At 72.7% G+C, this 18,336-nt stretch carries 15 protein-coding genes; 9 read left to right on the top strand and 6 right to left on the bottom strand.

Annotation, left to right across the window (positions count from 1 at the left end; translation table 11 throughout):
* Positions 1–101: 101 nt before the first annotated feature.
* From DEJ51_RS23570 to gatB, 8 genes are all read left to right on the top strand, one after another.
* A complete protein-coding gene (locus DEJ51_RS23570; protein ID WP_190620588.1) occupies positions 102–791 on the top strand; it encodes an SDR family oxidoreductase in 690 nt (229 codons plus the stop codon).
* The gene (locus tag DEJ51_RS23575; RefSeq protein ID WP_150259567.1) at positions 788–1,771 is read left to right on the top strand and encodes a methionine synthase; all 984 of its coding nucleotides are present in this window, start codon (positions 788–790) and stop codon (positions 1,769–1,771) included. Before DEJ51_RS23570 ends, DEJ51_RS23575 begins: the two co-directional genes overlap by 4 nt.
* Before the next feature lie 31 nt (positions 1,772–1,802).
* Complete coding sequence (ligA, locus tag DEJ51_RS23580; protein WP_150259569.1) at positions 1,803–4,004, top strand: NAD-dependent DNA ligase LigA; 2,202 nt, start codon at positions 1,803–1,805, stop codon at positions 4,002–4,004.
* Between the two features lie 387 nt (positions 4,005–4,391).
* Positions 4,392–6,581: a bifunctional diguanylate cyclase/phosphodiesterase gene (locus DEJ51_RS23585; protein WP_223835943.1), complete on the top strand. Its 2,190-nt coding sequence runs from the start codon at positions 4,392–4,394 to the stop codon at positions 6,579–6,581.
* Positions 6,582–6,858: 277 nt separating this feature from the next.
* Positions 6,859–7,155, top strand: coding sequence for an Asp-tRNA(Asn)/Glu-tRNA(Gln) amidotransferase subunit GatC (gene gatC / locus DEJ51_RS23590; RefSeq protein WP_030010586.1), 297 nt, complete (start codon positions 6,859–6,861; stop codon positions 7,153–7,155).
* A gap of 5 nt (positions 7,156–7,160) precedes the next feature.
* Complete coding sequence (gene gatA, locus DEJ51_RS23595) at positions 7,161–8,654, top strand: Asp-tRNA(Asn)/Glu-tRNA(Gln) amidotransferase subunit GatA (RefSeq protein ID WP_150259573.1); 1,494 nt, start codon at positions 7,161–7,163, stop codon at positions 8,652–8,654.
* The gene (locus DEJ51_RS23600) at positions 8,651–8,896 is read left to right on the top strand and encodes a hypothetical protein (protein WP_030010588.1); all 246 of its coding nucleotides are present in this window, start codon (positions 8,651–8,653) and stop codon (positions 8,894–8,896) included. Before gatA ends, DEJ51_RS23600 begins: the two co-directional genes overlap by 4 nt.
* A 16-nt stretch (positions 8,897–8,912) precedes the next feature.
* Positions 8,913–10,424: an Asp-tRNA(Asn)/Glu-tRNA(Gln) amidotransferase subunit GatB gene (gatB, locus tag DEJ51_RS23605; RefSeq protein WP_150259575.1), complete on the top strand. Its 1,512-nt coding sequence runs from the start codon at positions 8,913–8,915 to the stop codon at positions 10,422–10,424.
* A 129-nt stretch (positions 10,425–10,553) separates the two neighbouring features.
* On the opposite strand, the gene DEJ51_RS23610 is transcribed toward gatB, so the two are convergent.
* The 3 genes from DEJ51_RS23610 to DEJ51_RS23620 form a co-directional block, all read right to left on the bottom strand.
* Entirely contained in the window at positions 10,554–12,473 is a 1,920-nt protein-coding gene (locus DEJ51_RS23610; RefSeq protein ID WP_223835944.1) for a protein kinase domain-containing protein, read from the bottom strand.
* A 215-nt stretch (positions 12,474–12,688) separates the two neighbouring features.
* Positions 12,689–13,300, bottom strand: a complete 612-nt coding sequence (locus tag DEJ51_RS23615) for a GNAT family N-acetyltransferase (protein ID WP_150259579.1) — start codon at positions 13,298–13,300, stop codon at positions 12,689–12,691.
* The gene (locus DEJ51_RS23620) at positions 13,297–15,411 is read right to left on the bottom strand and encodes a penicillin acylase family protein (protein ID WP_223835945.1); all 2,115 of its coding nucleotides are present in this window, start codon (positions 15,409–15,411) and stop codon (positions 13,297–13,299) included. The genes DEJ51_RS23615 and DEJ51_RS23620 overlap by 4 nt, the downstream gene beginning before the upstream one ends.
* 166 nt (positions 15,412–15,577) lie before the next feature.
* Here DEJ51_RS23620 and DEJ51_RS23625 point away from each other — a divergent pair, with 166 nt between their 5' ends.
* Positions 15,578–16,312: a siderophore-interacting protein gene (locus DEJ51_RS23625; protein WP_150259581.1), complete on the top strand. Its 735-nt coding sequence runs from the start codon at positions 15,578–15,580 to the stop codon at positions 16,310–16,312.
* 162 nt (positions 16,313–16,474) lie between these two features.
* Here the strand turns inward: DEJ51_RS23625 and DEJ51_RS23630 are convergent, their stop codons facing one another.
* From DEJ51_RS23630 to DEJ51_RS23640, 3 genes are all read right to left on the bottom strand, one after another.
* Complete coding sequence (locus DEJ51_RS23630) at positions 16,475–16,747, bottom strand: hypothetical protein (protein ID WP_150259583.1); 273 nt, start codon at positions 16,745–16,747, stop codon at positions 16,475–16,477.
* A gap of 208 nt (positions 16,748–16,955) precedes the next feature.
* Positions 16,956–17,456 (bottom strand): DinB family protein, encoded by a 501-nt coding sequence (locus tag DEJ51_RS23635; protein ID WP_150259585.1) that lies wholly within the window; start codon positions 17,454–17,456, stop codon positions 16,956–16,958.
* 56 nt (positions 17,457–17,512) lie between these two features.
* A complete protein-coding gene (locus DEJ51_RS23640; RefSeq protein WP_150259587.1) occupies positions 17,513–18,319 on the bottom strand; it encodes a GNAT family N-acetyltransferase in 807 nt (268 codons plus the stop codon).
* Positions 18,320–18,336: the final 17 nt, after the last annotated feature.

The following is an 18,336-nucleotide window of genomic DNA, read 5'->3' on the forward strand; positions in this document are numbered from 1 at the left end:
CGTGCGGGCCCGGATCGAGGCGGCGTACCGGCAGGCTGCCGTCGGCACCTGACCTCGGCCTTCGGCCCCCGCGCCCGCCCGGGGGTGCGAGCATGGGCGGTATGGCTACTCACTTGATCACCGGTGCCGGCTCCGGCATCGGCGCCGCCGTCGCGGCCCGGCTGCACGCCCGCGGCGACGACCTCGTCCTCCTCGCCCGGGACGCCGGCCGGGCCCGCGAGCTCGTCGGCCGCTACCCCGGCGCCACGTCCCTCGTGGGCGACCTCGCCGACCCCGACCGGCTGTCGTGGGCGTTCTCCAAGCAGGCCCTCCCGGAGCGGATCGACTCCCTGCTGCACATCGCCGGGATCGTCGACCTCGGGCCGGTCGGCGAGCTCCGGCCCAAGACCTGGCACCAGCAGCTCAACGTGAACCTGATCGCCCCCGCCGAGGTCACCCGGCTGCTGCTGCCCACCCTGCGCGCCTCCAAGGCCACCGTCGTGTTCGTGAACTCGGGCGCCGGCCTCACCGCCCACCCCGACTGGAGCGCGTACGCCGCCTCCAAGCACGGGCTCAAGGCGCTCGCCGACTCGCTGCGCGGCGAGGAGCGGGCCAACGGCATCCGCGTCACCTCCGTCTACCCGGGCCGCACCGCCAGCCCCATGCAGGCCAAGGTGCACTCGCAGGAGGGCAAGGAGTACGACCCGGCCGCCTGGATCGACCCCGAGTCCGTGGCGACCACGATCGTCATGGCCGTGGACCTGCCACGCGACGCCGAGGTCAACGACCTGAGCGTCCGGCCGGGCCGATGAGCGCCGGCGCCACCGGCGTCGGATCGCTGCCCGGCGGAGACGCCCGCGAGGCCGCGAAGACCGTCACCGGCTCCTTCGAGGAGTTCCCCTACCTCGCCGAGCTGCCCGCCCGCGGACCCGGCGCCGACATGATCGGCCGGTCCCTCGGGCTGCTGGTCGACATGTACGCCCACGTCGAGCCCAGCGGCTGGCGGATCAGCGACCGCCCGGGACGGGACACGAAGCGGGCCCGCTCCTGGCTGGGCGAGGACCTGGACGCGCTGGAGGAGTTCACCCAGGGGTACGCGGGGAAGCTCAAGGTCCAGGCCGTCGGGCCGTGGACGCTGGCCGCCGCGCTGGAACTGCACGGCGGCGAGGCCATGCTCCAGGACGCCGGAGCCTGCCGGGACCTGGCCGGATCGCTCGCCGAGGGCCTGCGCGAGCACCTGGCCGACGTGCGCAAACGCGTTCCGGGGGCGGAGGTCGTGCTGCAGCTCGACGAGCCCTCCCTGACGGCCGTACTGCTCGGCCGGGTCCGCTCGGCGAGCGGCTACCGCACCTACCGCGCCGTCGACCGGCAGGTGGTCGAGGGCGCGCTGCGCGACCTGTTCGCCGTCCACGAAGGGGAGGTCGTGGTGCACTCCTGCGCACCCGAGGTCCCCTTCGGCCTGCTCCGCAGGGCCGGCGCCACGGGGGTGTCGTTCGATTTCTCGCTGCTCACCGAGCGCGAGGACGACGCCATCGGGGAGGCGGTCGAAGGCGGCACGAAACTCTTCGCCGGAGTGGTGCCCGGCACGGACGCCCCGTTGTCGGACCCGGGCGGTAGCGTCATGGGTGTCAGGAAGCTTTGGCGCAGGCTGGGGCTGGCCCCGGGGACTCTGGCGGAGTCCGTCGTGGTCACCCCGTCGTGCGGTCTGGCGGGCGCTTCGCCCGCCTACGCCCGCGCGGTGCAGGCGCATTGCGTCAGGGCGGCGAGGTCGCTCGCCGACAACCCTGAGTGACGGTCGAGGACGGGCCACGGGAGGACACGGCATGGCAGCCGAACAGCAGGACACGGCAGTACCGGCGGCGGTGCGTGAGCAGCACCAGCTGCTGGCCGAGCAGGTCGAGGAGCACCGCTTCCGGTACTACGTGAACGACCAGCCGGTCGTCAGCGACGCCGAGTTCGACCAGCTGCTGCGCTCGCTGGAGGCGCTGGAGGAGCAGTACCCGGAGCTCCGTACGCCCGACTCGCCCACGCAGAAGGTGGCCGGGGCGTACGAGACGGACTTCGCCTCCGTCGAGCACCGGGAGCGGATGCTCTCCCTCGACAACGCCTTCGACGACGAGGAACTGTCCGCCTGGGCCGAGCGGGTGGCGCGGGACGTGAACACCTCGGACTACCACTACCTGTGCGAGCTCAAGGTGGACGGCCTCGCCGTCAACCTCACCTACGAGAACGGCCGTCTCACCCGGGCGGCCACCCGCGGCGACGGCCGCACCGGTGAGGACATCACGCCCAACGTCCGCACCATCGCCGAGATCCCGGACCGGCTGAAGGGCGACCGGATCCCGGCCCTGGTCGAGATCCGCGGCGAGGTCTACTTCCCGATGGAGAAGTTCGAGGAGCTCAACGCCCGGCTGGTGGAGGCGGAGGGCAAGCCCTTCGCCAACCCGCGCAACGCGGCGGCCGGTTCGCTGCGGCAGAAGGACCCCAAGGTCACGGCGAGCCGCCCGCTGCACATGGTCGTGCACGGCATCGGCGCCCGCGAGGGCTTCGAGATCGAGCGCCAGTCGCAGGCGTACGAGCTGCTGCACGAGTGGGGCCTGCCCACCGCGCAGCACAACAAGGTGGTCGCCACGCTCGCCGAGGTCCGTGACTTCATCCGGGACTTCGGCGTGAACCGGCACTCCGTGGAGCACGAGATCGACGGCGTGGTCGTCAAGCTCGACGAGATCGCCCTCCAGGGCCGGCTCGGCTCCACCGCGCGCGCCCCGCGCTGGGCGATCGCCTGGAAGTACGCGCCCGAAGAGGTCAACACCAAGCTGATCGACATCAAGGTCGGCGTCGGCCGCACCGGCCGGGTGACCCCGTACGCGCAGGTGGAGCCGGTGACGGTGGCGGGCTCCGAGGTGGAGTTCGCGACCCTGCACAACCAGGAGGTCGTCAAGGCCAAGGGGGTCCTCATCGGGGACACCGTCGTCCTGCGCAAGGCGGGCGACGTCATCCCCGAGATCCTCGGCCCGGTGGTGGACCTGCGCGACGGCAGCGAGCGGGAGTTCGTGATGCCGGCGCTCTGCCCCGCCTGCGGGGCGGAGCTGCGGCCCATGAAGGAGGGGGACATCGACGTCCGGTGCCCCAATGCCCGCAGCTGTCCGGCGCAGTTGCGCGAGCGGGTCGCCTATCTGGCCGGCCGGCAGTCCCTGGACATCGAGAACTTCGGCATGGTCGCGGCGGCCGCGCTGACCGGCCCGCTGGAGCCGGCCGAGCCGCCGCTGCTGGACGAGGGCGATCTCTTCGGCCTGACCATCGAGCAGCTGCTGCCCATCAAGGCGTACGTCCTCGACCCGGACAGCGGGCTGCCCAAGCGGGACCCGAAGACGGGCGAGGAGAAGATCGTCACGGTCTTCGCCAACCAGAAGGGCGAGCCGAAGAAGAACGCCCTGGCCATGCTGGAGCACATCGCCGCCGCCAAGGAGCGCCCGCTCGCCCGCATCATCAACGGCCTGTCGATCCGTCATGTCGGACCGGTCGCCGCCGAGGCCCTCGCGCGCGAGTTCCGGTCGATCGAGCGCATCGAGCAGGCCACCGAGGAGGAGCTGACCGCCACCGACGGCGTCGGCGCGATCATCGCCGCCTCGCTCAAGGAGTGGTTCGCCGTCGACTGGCACCAGGAGATCCTGCGCAAGTGGCGGGAGGCCGGGGTGCGGATGGAGGAGGAAGGTTCCGCCGAGGAGGAGGGGCCGCGGCCGCTGGAGGGGCTGACCGTCGTCGTCACCGGCACTTTGCAGAGCCACACGCGGGACGGCGCGAAGGAGGCCCTGCAGAGCCGCGGCGCCAAGGTCACCGGCTCCGTCTCGAAGAAGACCTCCTTCGTCGTGGTCGGGGACAACCCCGGCTCGAAGTACGACAAGGCGATGCAGCTGAAACTCGCCGTCCTCGACGACGCCGGGTTCGCCGTGCTGCTGGAGCAGGGTCCGGACGCGGCGCGGGCGGTCGCGCTCCCGGTGGACGGCGAGGGCGGAGCGCAGTAGTGGCGACCGGGCGAATCGCCGAGGGGGAGTAGCGAAGGCGAACGGATGCGTGGCGTGCGGCCGTACGGGCGGGCGCACGCCAGGCGCGGCGAAGGGTGGTAAACGGCCGGTACAAGGCTGGTCGCAGGGCGGTGAGCTGTCGGATCATCGGACGGGTGACAGGGGGGTCCCGGTCCAAACTCACCCGTTCGGCGGATACCGTACTGATGAGGATGGCTGGGTCGCATTCGGGCAACCACTGCCGACCGCTGCCCCTGGGAGCCTCGCGCGTCCTACTGTTGAGGGGTGCGCCTGTCGTGCACGGCCGCAGGATGCGATTCGGCCGTGGTGGCATGACATCGGGGCCATCGCGTGACATCGGCATCGCCGGCTGTGAGAGGTACGGGCATGAAACCCACCGAAAGCGCCGACCCGTCACCTGAATTCGGCGGGGAACTCCCGTCCATGCGGGCGGGCAGGGCGGGCAGGCCCGGGGTCCTGGGTGCCAGGCCTCCGGAGACCCGACCGGTCCACACCGCTGCGGGCGGGCAGGAGCGGCGCGGTGTGCTGCCCTTCCTCGTCGTGGGCCTCGCCGTCACGGTGCTCACCATCGGCATCGTCTCCGCGCTGAGCGGCCGTCATGCCCTGTTCCCCGGCGGGCCGGTCGGCTGGGCGCTGGCCCTCCTCACCGGCATCATCGTCGGCCACCTCGTCGCCCTCGGCCGCGACCGCTGGTGGGGCGGCACCGGATCGGGCGCCGCGCTCACCCTCGGCGTGCTCATCCTCTACGGATGGGTCCCCGCCGGACTGGTCTCGCTGGCCGTGGTCTCCCTGGTCGGGGCCGCGCGCCGGCACCGCTGGCGGCAGGGGCTGCTGCACGGTTCCGTGGACATCCTCGGCATCGGAGCCGGCGCCCTCGTACTCGCCGCGTTCGGCGAGGTGCCCTCCGTCGAGACCCCCTGGCCCCCGACCTCGTGGGGGCTGGAGGCGATCCCCGAGATCGTCCTCGTCGCCGTCGCCTACCTGCTCGCCACCCGGTTCCTGCTCTGGGTCGCGCTGGCCCCGCGCGGTGACGGCCTGCCCACCGTCGCCCGCACCGCCCTGCTCCGGCAGGCCTTAGTCGCGGTGGCACTGCTCGGCATCGCCCCCCTGATCTGCGTCGTCGCCGTCAGCCTGCCGGTGCTGCTGCCGCTGTTCGCCGTACCGCTGATCGCCTTGGACTCCACCCTGTGGATCGCCCGGGCGCGCGCCGAGGAACAGCTGCGGGACCCGCTGACCGGGCTGCCCAACCGGCAGTGGCTGCTGGAGCGGGCGTGGTCCGCCCTGGACGAGGCCGAACGTTCCGGCACGCGGGCCGCCCTCGTGCTCATCGACCTGGACCGCTTCCGGGCGGTCAACGACACCCTGGGACACCTGGCGGGCGACCGGCTGCTGCTCCAGATCGCCGAGCGGCTGCGCCAGGCGCTGCCCGAGGACGCCGAGGCCGCGCGCCTCGGCGGCGACGAGTTCGCGGTCCTGCTCCCCTTCGCGGACTCCACCACCAGCGCCCAGCGCATCGCCCGCAACCTGGTCGCGGAGCTCAGCTCCCCCCTCGACCTGGACGGCCTCACGCTCGTCCTGGAGGCCAGCGCGGGCCTCGCCGTCTTCCCCGACCACGCGCTCGACGCGGAGGGCCTGCTGCGGCGCGCGGACGTGGCGATGTACCAGGCGAAGCGCGACCGGACGGGCGTCGAGGTGTACGAGTCCAAGCGGGACAGCAACACCCCCGACCGCCTGGGCCTGCTCGGCGACCTCCGCAGAGCCCTCGACGCCGGCGAAGTGGAACTCCACTACCAGCCGAAGGTCCGCTTCGACGGCCAGGTCGCCGGGTTGGAAGCCCTGGTGCGCTGGGTGCACCCGGAACGCGGCAGGGTGTCCCCGGACGAGTTCATCGCGATCGCCGAGACCTCCGGGCTGATGCCGCACCTGACGGAGTACGTACTGGAGACGGCCCTCGCCCAGGTGGCGCGGTGGCGGGCCCAGGGCCTCAAGGTCCCGGTGGCGGTCAACGTGTCGCCCCGCGACGTCCACACCCCGGGTTTCGCGGGCGCGGTCGCCGCCCGACTGGCCCGCCACGGGGTCCCGGCGAGCGGGCTGCAGCTGGAGATAACGGAACACGTCCTGCTGGAGGACCCCCAGCGGGCGGCCGACACCATGGCCGGGCTCACCGGCCACGGCGTGAAGATGTCCCTGGACGACTTCGGCACCGGCTACTCCTCGCTCGTCCACCTGCGCCGCCTGCCGGTCAGCGAGCTGAAGATCGACCGCTCGTTCGTCGGCCGGCTGGCGGTCGACACGCAGGACGCGGAGATCGTCCGCTGCACGGTGGACCTCGCGCACTCGCTGGGCCTGCTGGTCGTGGCGGAGGGCGTCGAGGACGACGAGACCTGGGAGCGGCTGCGGGACCTGGGCTGCGACGCCGTCCAGGGCTGGCTCGTCGCCGCCGCCATGCCGCCGCAGGAGGCCACCGCCTGGCTGCTGGCCCGCGGCGAGCGCGGCTGGCGCCGCCCGGCGGACATCACGGCCGAGCTGGCCGCGGCCGAGGCCGACGCGGTCTGACCGGCGCCGGCCGGGTCGGGCGCGGCGCCGCTGCCGGGGCTCCGCCCCAGACCCCGGGCCTCGAACGCCGGCACCACCAGCCCCGCCGGCGTTCGAGGCGCGGGGTTCGGGGCGGAGCCCCGGATCTTCGAGCCCCGCCGGCGTCGGAGGCGCGGGTCCGGGCGGCGCCGACGGCTCCGAGCAGCTGCCCGGGCCAAACCGTTTCGCAGGCCGGCCGCCGCGCCCCATAGGATTGGGTCCGAAACGAAACATCCACCCACCCCCAGAGGATCGCTGCATGCCTGGCATTACGCGCGAGGAGGTCGTCCACCTCGCTCGGCTGGCGCGCCTTGAGCTGTCCAGCAACGAGCTGGATCACTTCGCCGGACAGCTCGGCGACATCATCGGCGCGGTCGCCCGCGTCTCCGAGGTCGCCGACCAAGACGTCCCGCCGACCTCCCACCCGCTGCCGCTGACGAACGTCATGCGCGCGGACGAGGTCCGTCCGTCGCTCACCCCCGAGCAGGCGCTCTCCGGTGCTCCCGCCCAGGAGCAGCAGCGTTTCAAGGTGCCGCAGATCCTGGGGGAGGACTAACAACCATGGTCGACATCATCAAGCTCACGGCCGCCCAGACCGCCGAGAAGATCGCCTCCGGCGAGCTCACGGCCGTCGAGGTGACCGAGGCCCACCTGGCCCGCATCGACGCCACCGACGAGAAGGTCAACGCCTTCCTGCACGTGGACCGCGAGGGTGCGCTCGCCCAGGCCCGCGCCGTCGACGCCAAGCGCGCGGCCGGCGAGAAGCTCGGCCCGCTGGCCGGCGTGCCCCTCGCCCTCAAGGACATCTTCACCACCGTCGGGGTCCCGACCACCGTCGGTTCGAAGATCCTCGAAGGCTGGATCCCGCCCTACGACGCCACCCTGACGCGCAAGCTGAAGGAAGCCGGCGTCGTCATCCTCGGCAAGACCAACATGGACGAGTTCGCCATGGGGTCCTCCACCGAGAACAGCGCCTACGGCCCCACCGGCAACCCCTGGGACCTCACCCGGATCCCCGGCGGCTCCGGCGGCGGCTCCGCGGCGGCCCTCGCCGCCTTCCAGGCCCCGCTCGCGATCGGCACGGACACCGGCGGCTCCATCCGCCAGCCCGCCGCCGTCACCGGCACGGTCGGCGTGAAGCCCACGTACGGCGGTGTCTCCCGCTACGGCATGGTCGCCTTCTCCTCCTCCCTCGACCAGGGCGGGCCCTGCGCCCGTACGGTCCTGGACGCGGCCCTCCTGCACGAGGTCATCGCCGGGCACGACCCGCTCGACTCCACCTCCATCGACGCCCCGGTCCCGCCGGTCGTCGAGGCCGCCCGCAACGGCTCCGTCGCCGGGATGCGCGTCGGTGTGGTCAAGCAGTTCGCCGGCGAGGGCTACCAGGCCGGTGTCGTCCAGCGCTTCAACGAGTCGGTGGAGCTCCTCAAGGAGCTCGGCGCCGAGATCGTCGAGCTGGACTGCCCGTCCTTCGACCTCGCGATGGCCGCGTACTACCTGATCGCGCCGTCCGAGTGCTCCTCCAACCTGGCCCGCTTCGACGCCATGCGCTACGGCCTGCGCGTCGGCGACGACGGCACGAAGTCCGCCGAGGACGTCACCGCCCTGACCCGCGAGGCCGGCTTCGGCGACGAGGTCAAGCGCCGCATCATCCTCGGCACCTACGCGCTCAGCTCCGGCTACTACGACGCGTACTACGGCTCGGCCCAGAAGGTCCGCACGCTCATCACGCAGGACTTCGAGAAGTCCTTCGAGAAGGTCGACGTGATCGTCTCCCCGACGACCCCGACCACCGCCTTCCCCATCGGCGAGCGCACCGACGACCCGCTCGCCATGTACCTCGCGGACCTGTGCACCATCCCGACCAACCTGGCCGGCAACTCCGCCATGTCGCTCCCCTGCGGCCTGGCACCGGAGGACGGTCTCCCGGTCGGGCTCCAGATCATCGCCCCGGCGATGAAGGACGACCGGCTCTACAAGGTCGGTGCCGCCGTGGAGGCGGCCTTCGTCGCGCGCTGGGGTCACCCGCTGCTTGAGGAGGCACCGTCGCTGTGAGCACCAGTGCACTGACCAAGGCCAAGGGCTTCAAGAAGTCCAAGACCGGCACGTACCTGTCGATCGGCACCACCGCCTTCGGCGCCATCAGCGTGATCAAGCAGGTCAAGAAGGCCCGCAGCGAGCACGACGTGCTGAAGCTGGTCGACGCCGCCGTGTCCGCCGCCGCCATCGTCACCGGCCTCGCGATCCTGTACCGCGAGCTGAAGCGCCTGGGCGACGACGACGTCCTGCTGGGCTGAGAGGGAAAGTTTCACCGTGACCACCTTCACCGAACTGCTCTCGTACGAGGACGCTCTCGCCTCGTACGACCCCGTCATGGGCCTTGAGGTCCATGTCGAGCTCGGCACCAAGACCAAGATGTTCTGCGGCTGCTCCACCGAGCTGGGCGCCGAGCCCAACTCGCAGACCTGCCCGACCTGCCTCGGTCTGCCCGGCTCGCTGCCGGTCGTCAACGCCATCGGCGTCGAGTCGGCCATCAAGATCGGTCTCGCGCTGAACTGCGAGATCGCCGAGTGGTGCCGCTTCGCCCGGAAGAACTACTTCTATCCGGACATGCCGAAGAACTTCCAGACCTCCCAGTACGACGAGCCCATCGCCTTCAACGGCTTCCTGGACGTCCAGCTGGAGGACGGCGAGATCTTCCGCGTGGAGATCGAGCGCGCCCACATGGAGGAGGACACCGGCAAGTCGCTGCACGTCGGCGGCGCCACCGGCCGTATCCACGGCGCGTCCCACTCCCTGCTGGACTACAACCGGGCCGGCATCCCGCTCATCGAGATCGTCACCAAGCCCATCGAGGGCGCGGGCGAGCGGGCCCCCGAGGTCGCCAAGGCGTACGTCGCGGAGCTGCGCGAGGTCATCAAGGCGCTCGGCGTCTCCGAGGCCCGCATGGACAAGGGCCAGATGCGCTGCGACGTGAACCTGTCGCTGCGTCCGACCCCGGAGTCCGAGTTCGGCACGCGTTCGGAGACCAAGAACGTCAACTCCCTGCGTTCCGTGGAGCGCGCGGCCCGCTTCGAGATCCAGCGCCACGCGGCGGTGCTCTCGTCGGGCGGCTCGATCGTGCAGGAGACCCGGCACTTCCACGAGGAGGACGGCTCCACCACCGCCGGCCGCATCAAGGACAACGCCGAGGACTACCGGTACTTCCCGGAGCCCGACCTGGTCCCCGTCGCCCCGTCCCGCGAGTGGGTCGAGGAGCTGCGCGGCGGTCTGCCCGAGATGCCGCGCGTGCGCCGCAACCGGCTCCGCGAGGAGTGGGACGTCACCGAGCACGACATGCAGTCGATCCTCAACGCGGGTGCGGTGGACTCCATCGTCGCCACGATCGAGGCCGGTGCCGACTCGACGGCCGCGCGCAAGTGGTGGATGGGCGAGCTGGCCCGCAACGCCAACGAGCAGGGCGTCGTCGTCGACGAGCTGCCGATCACCCCGGCCCAGGTGGCCCGGGTCGCGGCCCTGGTCGCCGACGGTTCGCTCAACGACAAGCTGGCCCGCAAGGTCCTCGAAGGCGTCCTCGCCGGCGAGGGCACCCCGGACGAGGTCGTCGAGAAGCGCGGCCTGAAGGTCGTCTCCGACGAGGGCGCGCTCGGCGCGGCCGTGGACGAGGCCATCGCGGGCAACGCGGCCATCGCGGACAAGATCCGCGGCGGCAAGATCGCCGCGGTGGGCGCCCTGGTCGGAGCGGTCATGAAGACCACCCGTGGCCAGGCCGACGCGGCGCGCGTCAAGGAGCTCATCCTGGAGCGCCTGGGCGTCTCCGAGTAAGCCTCCTTTCGTACGACGGCCCCGCACCGGACTTCCCGGTGCGGGGCCGTCGTCGTTCAGACCGGGTGCGGGGTGACCGCGCACGGCGGGCGCGCGGTCCGCGGCCCCCGTGAGCGGACCGCTCTGGCGTCAGCGCGTCAGCTGCGGCCCGGCGATGACCACCTTGCCGACGTCGCAGCCGGCCTCCACCTTGAGCCGCAGGCGCAGGGCGCCGTTGACCTCCACTCTCTTGGTGATCGGATTGCCCAGCGTGACCAGCTCGGAGAAGGCGGCGGGCTGGCCGTCGAGCGCGATGGTGACCCGGCCCTTCTCATGGCTGGAGCCGTCGTCGATCCCGGCCGTGAAGTCCAGGTACTTCCACTCACGGTTGAGGTCGAACTCCGCGATCGCGTCGCCGTTGCAGCCCAGGTCGGCGATGAACGCGGCGCCGTACTGCTTGGTGTTGATCTTCGCTGCCCCGACGACGAAGTCACCCAGTCCGTCGACGGCGCTCATGACGGTCAGATCGGCGGCGTTGACGCCCGGAGCGACGCCCCCGGGAGGCTTGGAGGCCGTGCCGGTGGGCTGGGTCAGGGGCGCGTCGGCGCCGGTCCCGGACGGGCCGGGGGACGCGGAGGCGGACGGGGTCGGCAGGTCGGGGGCGGCGGAGCTCGCCGCCCCGGCCGGCTTGTCGCTCCCGGCCGCCCGGTCCGGCCCCTGGTCCTTGTCCTTCAGCAGCTGTACGCCGGCCACCGCGAGCGCGGCGAGGACGAGCACCCCGGCCACCGAGCCCACGACCAGGCCGGTCCGCCGCTTCTTCTTCGGGACTACGGGCCCGGGGGCGGGAGCCGGGGCGGGTGCCGGGTTCAGGTTGTACGTCGGCCCGTACCCGGCGGGCACCGCCGACGGCTCCGGCTGCGGGGCGGGAGCGGTGACGGGAGCGGTGGCAGGTCCCGTCGTGGCGGCTTCGAGCGGCTGGACCGGCGGCGCGGCCGGGGCGTACCCGGGCGGCGGCGCCGTCACCGGCGCTCCCGTGGGCGGCGGCGTGACCGGCTGCGGCGGGACCGCCGGCGGCGCGGCGACCTGCGGCGCGGCCACCTGCGGCGCGACCACCGGCGGTGGCGGTGCGGCCGGCCGGGGCGGAGCCTCCTGGGCGGCGCGCTGCGAGGTGGCCGTGGTCGTGGACACCACCGCGTGGCGGATGTCCTTCATCCAGCCGGCCAGGAGCACCGGCCGCTTCCCCGGGTCGGCCGAGCAGATCGCGGTGATGCGCGCCCGCTGCTCGGCGTCCAGCACGGCGATCTGCGGCAGCGCGGCCAGCGCCTGCGCCAGCTGCTCCGGTGTGGCGGGCGGGGACTCCCCGCTGAGCAGGAAGTACGCGATGGCCCCGAAGGCGTACCGGTCCGTGCCCGGGGTCCGCTTGCCGTCGAAGACCTCGGGCGCCGCGTAGCCCGGGGTGAACCAGACCTCGGCCGTCTGGTGGTCGGCGGTCAGCTTGCTGAGGCCGAAGTCCACCAGGGTCGCCTGCCCGTAGGCGTCGACCATCACGTTGCCGGGGGACAGGTCGCCGTGGACGACCTGGCGCCCGGACGGGGTGGCCTTCCCCGAGTGCAGCCAGTCCAGTACGTCGGCCAGCTGCTCCAGCGTGCGCATCACCTCGCGCCGCTCGGCAGCCGTGGCCAGCGTGCGTTCGGCCCGCCAGTCGCGCAGGTCGAGCCCGTCGACGTGGTTCATGACGAGGACGAGCGCCCGTCCGGTCAGGGTCGAGGACTCCCCGGGCCGGTGGATCGGCGGTCCCTCGAAGTGCTCGCGCACGCCCACGACACCGGGTCGGTGGACGAACCGCAGCAGCTCGGCCTGTTCGTTCCACTTCTGGCTGATCCGGTCGAAGACGTCCGGGGTGATGGTCGTCTTGGAGTCGAGCACTTTGACGACCACGGGTTCGGATCCGCCGGCGAGTTCGATCTCGGCGAGATAGAGCACGGCCTCCCCGCCGCGCCCGATCGAGCGGAGCAGGCGGTACCGGTCGGCTGCCGCGTCCGGACCGATGTGCAGGTTCTGACTGGTCAATGTCCCCCACCTCAAGCTGCTTTGAGAGGTCATCAGCTTCCAGCGGGGAGACGGGCGGGGTCAATGGGAATGGGGAATCCCCGTCGGGGTTCACCCTCCCTCCCGCCGGCGGAGAGCACCGGTGCTCCCGGACGTACCACCGGGCGCCCGGCTCCCGGAACCGCCCGAGGGGCGGCTGCCGTTCGCCGGGCGCCCGGTCGAAGAGGCGGTTCCGGTCAGCCCGCCGCCGGTGCGGCCCCCGGAGCGGTGAAGAAGGCCAGCCGGGCCGGCTTGGCCGGGAGGTAGACCTCGGGCAGGTCGATCTCCGGGAGCACGACCTCCGGCCCGAGGACGAAGCCGGTGCGTTCCATGCGGGCGATGGCCTTGGCGTTGCGGGCGTCCGGTTCCACGACGACGCGGCGCGCGGTGCCGTCCGAGAACACGAACCCGATGAAGGCGGTTATCAGGGCGCCGGTGAAGCCGTGTTCGGCCTCGCCCGCGGTCGGGCCGATCAGCAGGTGCACGCCCACGTCCCCGGGCTGGACGTCGTAGCACTCGCTGACCCGGTCCTCGGCGCAGTCGTACGTCTGGAACAGCGCGACCTGATCGCCGTCGCGGCTCACCATGAAGGCGTGGTGGGTGGTGCGGCGGTCGACGTCCTCGTAGATCTCCTGGACCAGTTCGCGGCTGGCCTCGCCCATGCCCCAGAAGCGGGCCCGCTCCTGCGTGACCCAGCTGTGGATCAGCGCGGAGTCGGCCGCCGGGTCGACGGGGGTGATGGTGACGGTGCCGAAGCCCTCGACGACCTGGGTGTGCACGGGCTGTCTGGCGGAGATGGCGGAGGTCATTCCGATTCCTTGGTGAGCTGGGACCAGTCGGTGACGACGGGGACGAGTTCGCATTGTGCCCACAGGGGCAACTGGTCGCGGTGGTGGGGCGAGCCGGTGACGCCGTCCGCGCCCAGCGGGACCGCCCACAGGCTGTCCTCGCGGCGGGCGAGGTCCCAGACGTAACGGGCCGCCGATGCACGGGCGGTGAGGTCGGTGAAGCCGGGAACGGTGGAGGTGGCGTTCACGCAGTCGTGGTCGCCGCCGAGTCCGGGCCACTCCGTGGCCTCCAGGTCGGGCACGGCCTGCCACGGGGTGAGGCGGTGGACCTCCGACCAGGGCGTGTCGGGGGTGCCGGCCGAGGCCGTCTCCTCCAGGGCGGCGCGGACGTGCACCGCCCGGTCGAGGCCGGGGACGAGGGAGGTGGTGAGCAGGCCTTCGAGGGCGTAGCCGATCTTCGGGACCAGGTATAGCCAGGGGTGGAACACGGCCGGGCCGGGGGGCGTCCCCCACAGGCCCTCGAAGACGGGGTCGGCGGCGAAGCGGCGTACGGTCGCGCTGCGGAACGCCGAGAAGACGGTGGCGTCGGTGCTGTCGGCCGCCATGTGCCGGTCCCATGCCAGCAGCCGGGTGCGCAGGGCCTGCGCGGCCGGCGTCAGGTCCTCGAAGCCCGGCAGCAGCGCGAGCAGGGGCGCGGCCGAGGCCAGGTGCGTGTCCCGGTGTACGTCGGCCATCGCCTTCGGGGACCAGTCGGCGGAGCCGCTGAGCAGCTCACGGATGCGGTTGGCGCGGTGCGGGGGCGCGAACTCCACGCCGAGGGGGGAGGCGATCCCGCGCGCGTTGGCCATCACGGCGAAGCCCTGCACCGGTTCCGCGGGGGTCGGGGCCCAGCCCTGCCAGGCGTGCTGCGGGTCCCAGGCGGGCACGGGGCGCAGCCGGTTGGTGCGGTGGCGCAGCGGTACGGCGCCCGCGACGCGGTGCAGCAGGCCGCCCGCGGTGTCGGCGGCGTGGACGACGTTGACCGGCTCGGCCCAGCGGTCGAAGGCGCGGTCGATGTCGGCGACGGTGCGGGCGCGCAGCAGTGCGGGGAGGGCGGCGAAGCCGAGGTCCAGGCGGACCCGCGGCGGGTAGCGCAGGGAGAGGGTCTGGGCGCTGCCGTCGGCGTGCGCCCCGGCGTCGGGGTGGGCACCGGGGTCGCCGTCCGCGTGGACGATCACGGGACCGCGGGGGGTCTCCAGGATCTCCACCTCGACGTCGTCGGCGCCGGACACCGTGATGGTCTCGGTGTGACGGGAGACGGGTTCCCAGGCGCCGTCCGCGCCGAGGGCCTCCACGGCGCCGCCGTCACCGCGGCGCAACTGCTCGACGTACAGGTCCTGGTAGTCGGACATGGCGTTGGTGATCGCCCAGGCGGCGGTTCCGGTGTGTCCGAAGTGGCCGAGGCCGGGGACGCCGGGCACGGCGAGGCCCAGCACGTCGTATTCGGGGCAGGCCAGACGTATCTGCTGGTAGACGCCCGGGTCCTCGATGAAGCGGTGCGGGTCGCCCGCGATGATCGCCGAGCCGGTGGTGGTGCGGTCGCCCGGCACCAGCCAGCCGTTGCTGCCGGCCGTGCCGGGGCCGTCGGTGGCGAAGAGGGTGACCGCGTCGTCGCCGAGGGCGCGGGCCACGCGCTCGCGCCACAGCTTGGTGGCGAAACCGGCGAACAGGATGTGCGTGGCGATCCAGATGGCCAGCGGTACCCACGGTTCCCAGGGGGTGGGGGTCAGGCCCGTGCGCGCGAAGCGTTCGTCACGGGCGGCGCCGGCGGCGAGCCCGTCGTTGACGCCGTCCACGTACGCGCGCACCCAGGCGGCGGTGCCGGGGTCGTCGGCCTCCATGGCCTCGAAGCAGCGGCGGGCCGTGTCGGCCAGCCGGGACTGGCGGGCGAAGCGGTCCCAGGTGACGGCGTCCGCACCGAGGAAGGAGGCGCTGGAGCCCTCGGAGCGGTGCCGTTCGACCTCCAGCTGCCAGGCGCGGTCGAAGGCGGTGACGCGGCCCTGGGCGTGGACGAGCCGGAGTTCGTCGGATGCGCGCAGGTGGGGAATGCCCCACTGGTCGCGGAAGACACCGTAGGATTCCGGGGTCTCCACGGGTGTCTCCGCGGGCGTGCCCAGGGAGGGCTCGTCCCGGTTCGTTCCGGACGGCCGGGCGTCGCCGCCCGCGCTGCTGGCACTGCTCACACTGCTCACACTCTTCCCCGACGTGCGTTTAGGTTAGGCTGACCTAACTATAGGGGTGCCAGGGGAGGGGTTGGACATGGCTGTCGGCAAGGGCTGGGAGGGCGTGGTCCTCAAGCTCATGCGGGGCAAGGACTTCACGTTCACGGTCACGGGAGCGGAAGACCTGACGGAGAACTACCGCCGCGTGAGCTTCACGGACGGCGGGCTGCTCGCGGCCGCCGGTGAGTCGCTGCACCCGACGATGTGGGTACGCGTCTGGTTCCAGGGCGCGGGCAAGCCGCACCAGCGGGCGTACACGCTGGTGGACCCGGATCCGCAAGCGGGCACGTTCAGCTTCGAGTTCGCCCTGCACGACGGGGTCGCCAGCGCCTGGGCGCGCGGTGCCAAGCCGGGTGACACGGTCGAGGCCACCGTCCAGGGCACCGGATTCACGGCCCCCGAGCCGGCTCCGGAACGCCTGCTCGTCATCGGGGACTCCGCGTCCCTCCCGGCGATCAACTCGCTGCTGGACACGTATCCCGAGACCCCGGCGACCATCTGGTTCGAGACGCAGCACGACTCGGACGAGCGGCTGCCGATGCGGGTGGAGCCGGGCCGGCACGACATCCGCCGGGTGCGGCGGGACGGTACGGCCCTGGCCGACCGGGTGCGTGCCGAGCTGCCCGAGCTGGCCGGGAACCCGGAGGCGGCGTACGTCTGGCTCGCCTGCGACACGGTGACGACGCGCGCGCTGACGGCGTACCTGCGCAAGGAACTCGCGCTGCCCAAGCAGCGGGTGAACGCGCTGGGCTACTGGCGGCCGGTGGCCTGAGCGGCCTGAGGCGAGCCGAGATCCGCGACCCGAGACCCGCGACCCTCGACCCGGGGCGGCCGGTTCGCTGCCTGCTGCCTGCTGCTCCCCGGCCGGCCCGTCCGGCACCGGTGGTGCGGACGGGCCGCCGAGGTGGCCGGGCCGCGGAAGTGCTCGGGCCGGCTACTGGGCGGACACCTTGCAGGCGCTCACCGCGGTCCCGTTGGTCACACCGCCCTTGGTCAGCCCGCTCACGCACTGCTCCTGCTCACCGGAGTATCCGGCGGAGCACGCCGAGCGGACGGATTCCGGGGCCTCGCCGCCCCGCAGCTCCCGTTCGACCTGGTTGATGCAGGCCGAGACGTCCGCGTGGGCGGCGGGAGCCGTGAAGGCCGCGCCACCGAGTACGAGGGTCAGGCCGCTGAGGACACCTGCGATACGGGTCGACGTGCGCATGGGACGCACCTGCTCTCCGGGATCATCGCGCGCCCCCGGCACCCGCAGGCGCCGGATCCACGCGGGAAGTGCGCCGAGCGTCCGTGGCCGGACTACGGCCAGCAGGGCCCGGGTCCCCGGCCCGGACCGGCTCGGCAGGGATACCCCTCCTCCGTCCGACGCTAGAGCAGCCCCCTGCCGCACGCACCCGCAGGAACCTTTCCCCCGGTCAGGCGCCGGTGGTGCCGTCGATCCCCTCGCGGAGGAAGTCGGCGTGGCCGTTGTGGCGGGCGTACTCGTGGATGAGGTGGAGCATCACCAGACGCAGCGAGGCCTCCTCCTTCCAGCTCGGCACGTACGCCGTCACGTCCAGGGACTCGGCCGCGGCCTCGATCCGGCGGGCGTGCGCAACCTCCGCCTGCCAGGCGGTGAACGCCTCGGCGCGGCTGGAGCCGGAGGCGTCGTAAGCGGCCTGGAAGTCGTGGGTGTCCGACCACAGGTGCGGAAGGTCCTCGCCGTCGACGACGCGGCGGAACCAGTGCCTCTCGACCTCGGCCATGTGCCGGACCAGCCCCAGCAGGGACAGCGTGGACGGGGGCATCGAGGCGAGGCGCAGCTGCTCGTCGGTGAGGTTCTCGCACTTCCAGGCGAGCGTGGCCCGGTGGTAGTCGAGGAAGGTCCGGAGGGTCTCGCGTTCGTCCCCGGTCAGGGGCGGGCTGATGCGTTCCATGGCAGAGATCCTGCCCCGCAATCCAGGACCGGCACAGACCCGGACCCGCCCCGGTCCTACGCGGCGGTGCCGGTCCACACGTAGGGCACCGTCACCCCCAGGACCCCGAATCCCAGCCGCTCCAGGATCGGCCGGCTGTCGTCCGTCGCGTCCACCTGCAGGTAGGTGACACCGAGCTCCGCCGCCAGGCGGGCGCGGTGGGCGACGAGCAGGCGGTAGATGCCCCGGCCGCGCCATTCGGGGAGCGTGCCGCCGCCCCACAGGCCCGCGAAGGCCAGACCCGGCTGCATCTCCATCCGGGCCGCGCTCACCGGGGTGTCGCCCGCCATCGCGAGGACCGCGGCGATCGTCTCCGGCTCCTCACGCAGCCTGCCGAGCAGCTGCTCCCGGACCCGCGGCCGCTCCGTCCCGAAGGCGCCCGCGTGGACCCGCATCATCAGGTCGACACCGGCCTCGTCCGTCACCACCCGCAAGGTGATCCCCTCCGGGGGCTCCACCGGCAGCTTCGCGAGCTCGGACACCAGGCCCACCATCAGCGTCTCGGGCGGCTCCGGCACGAAGCCCGCCGCCCGCAGCCGGTCCCCGAGGTCGGCGGGCCGGTCGTAGTCGTACAGCTTCCACTCGAACTCCGGACAGCCGCGGCCCGCGAAGAACGCCACCTGCGCCGCGATCTCCGCGTCCGCCGTCCCCTCGTCGAGGTCCGACCAGAGCACGCCGTTCCACCCGAGCGCGGGCGCGACGTGCCGTACGACGGCGCCCGCCCGCTCCACGCCCGCCGACGGGGCGTCCGCCCGGGCGCCCTCACGCACCTCGGCGTCGAAATGGGCGCGCACCTTCATCAGTTCATCAAGAGAGATCGTCATGGCCCCCAGATCACCAG

The organism is Streptomyces venezuelae, assembly GCF_008642275.1.
Taxonomy (GTDB): domain Bacteria; phylum Actinomycetota; class Actinomycetes; order Streptomycetales; family Streptomycetaceae; genus Streptomyces; species Streptomyces venezuelae_E.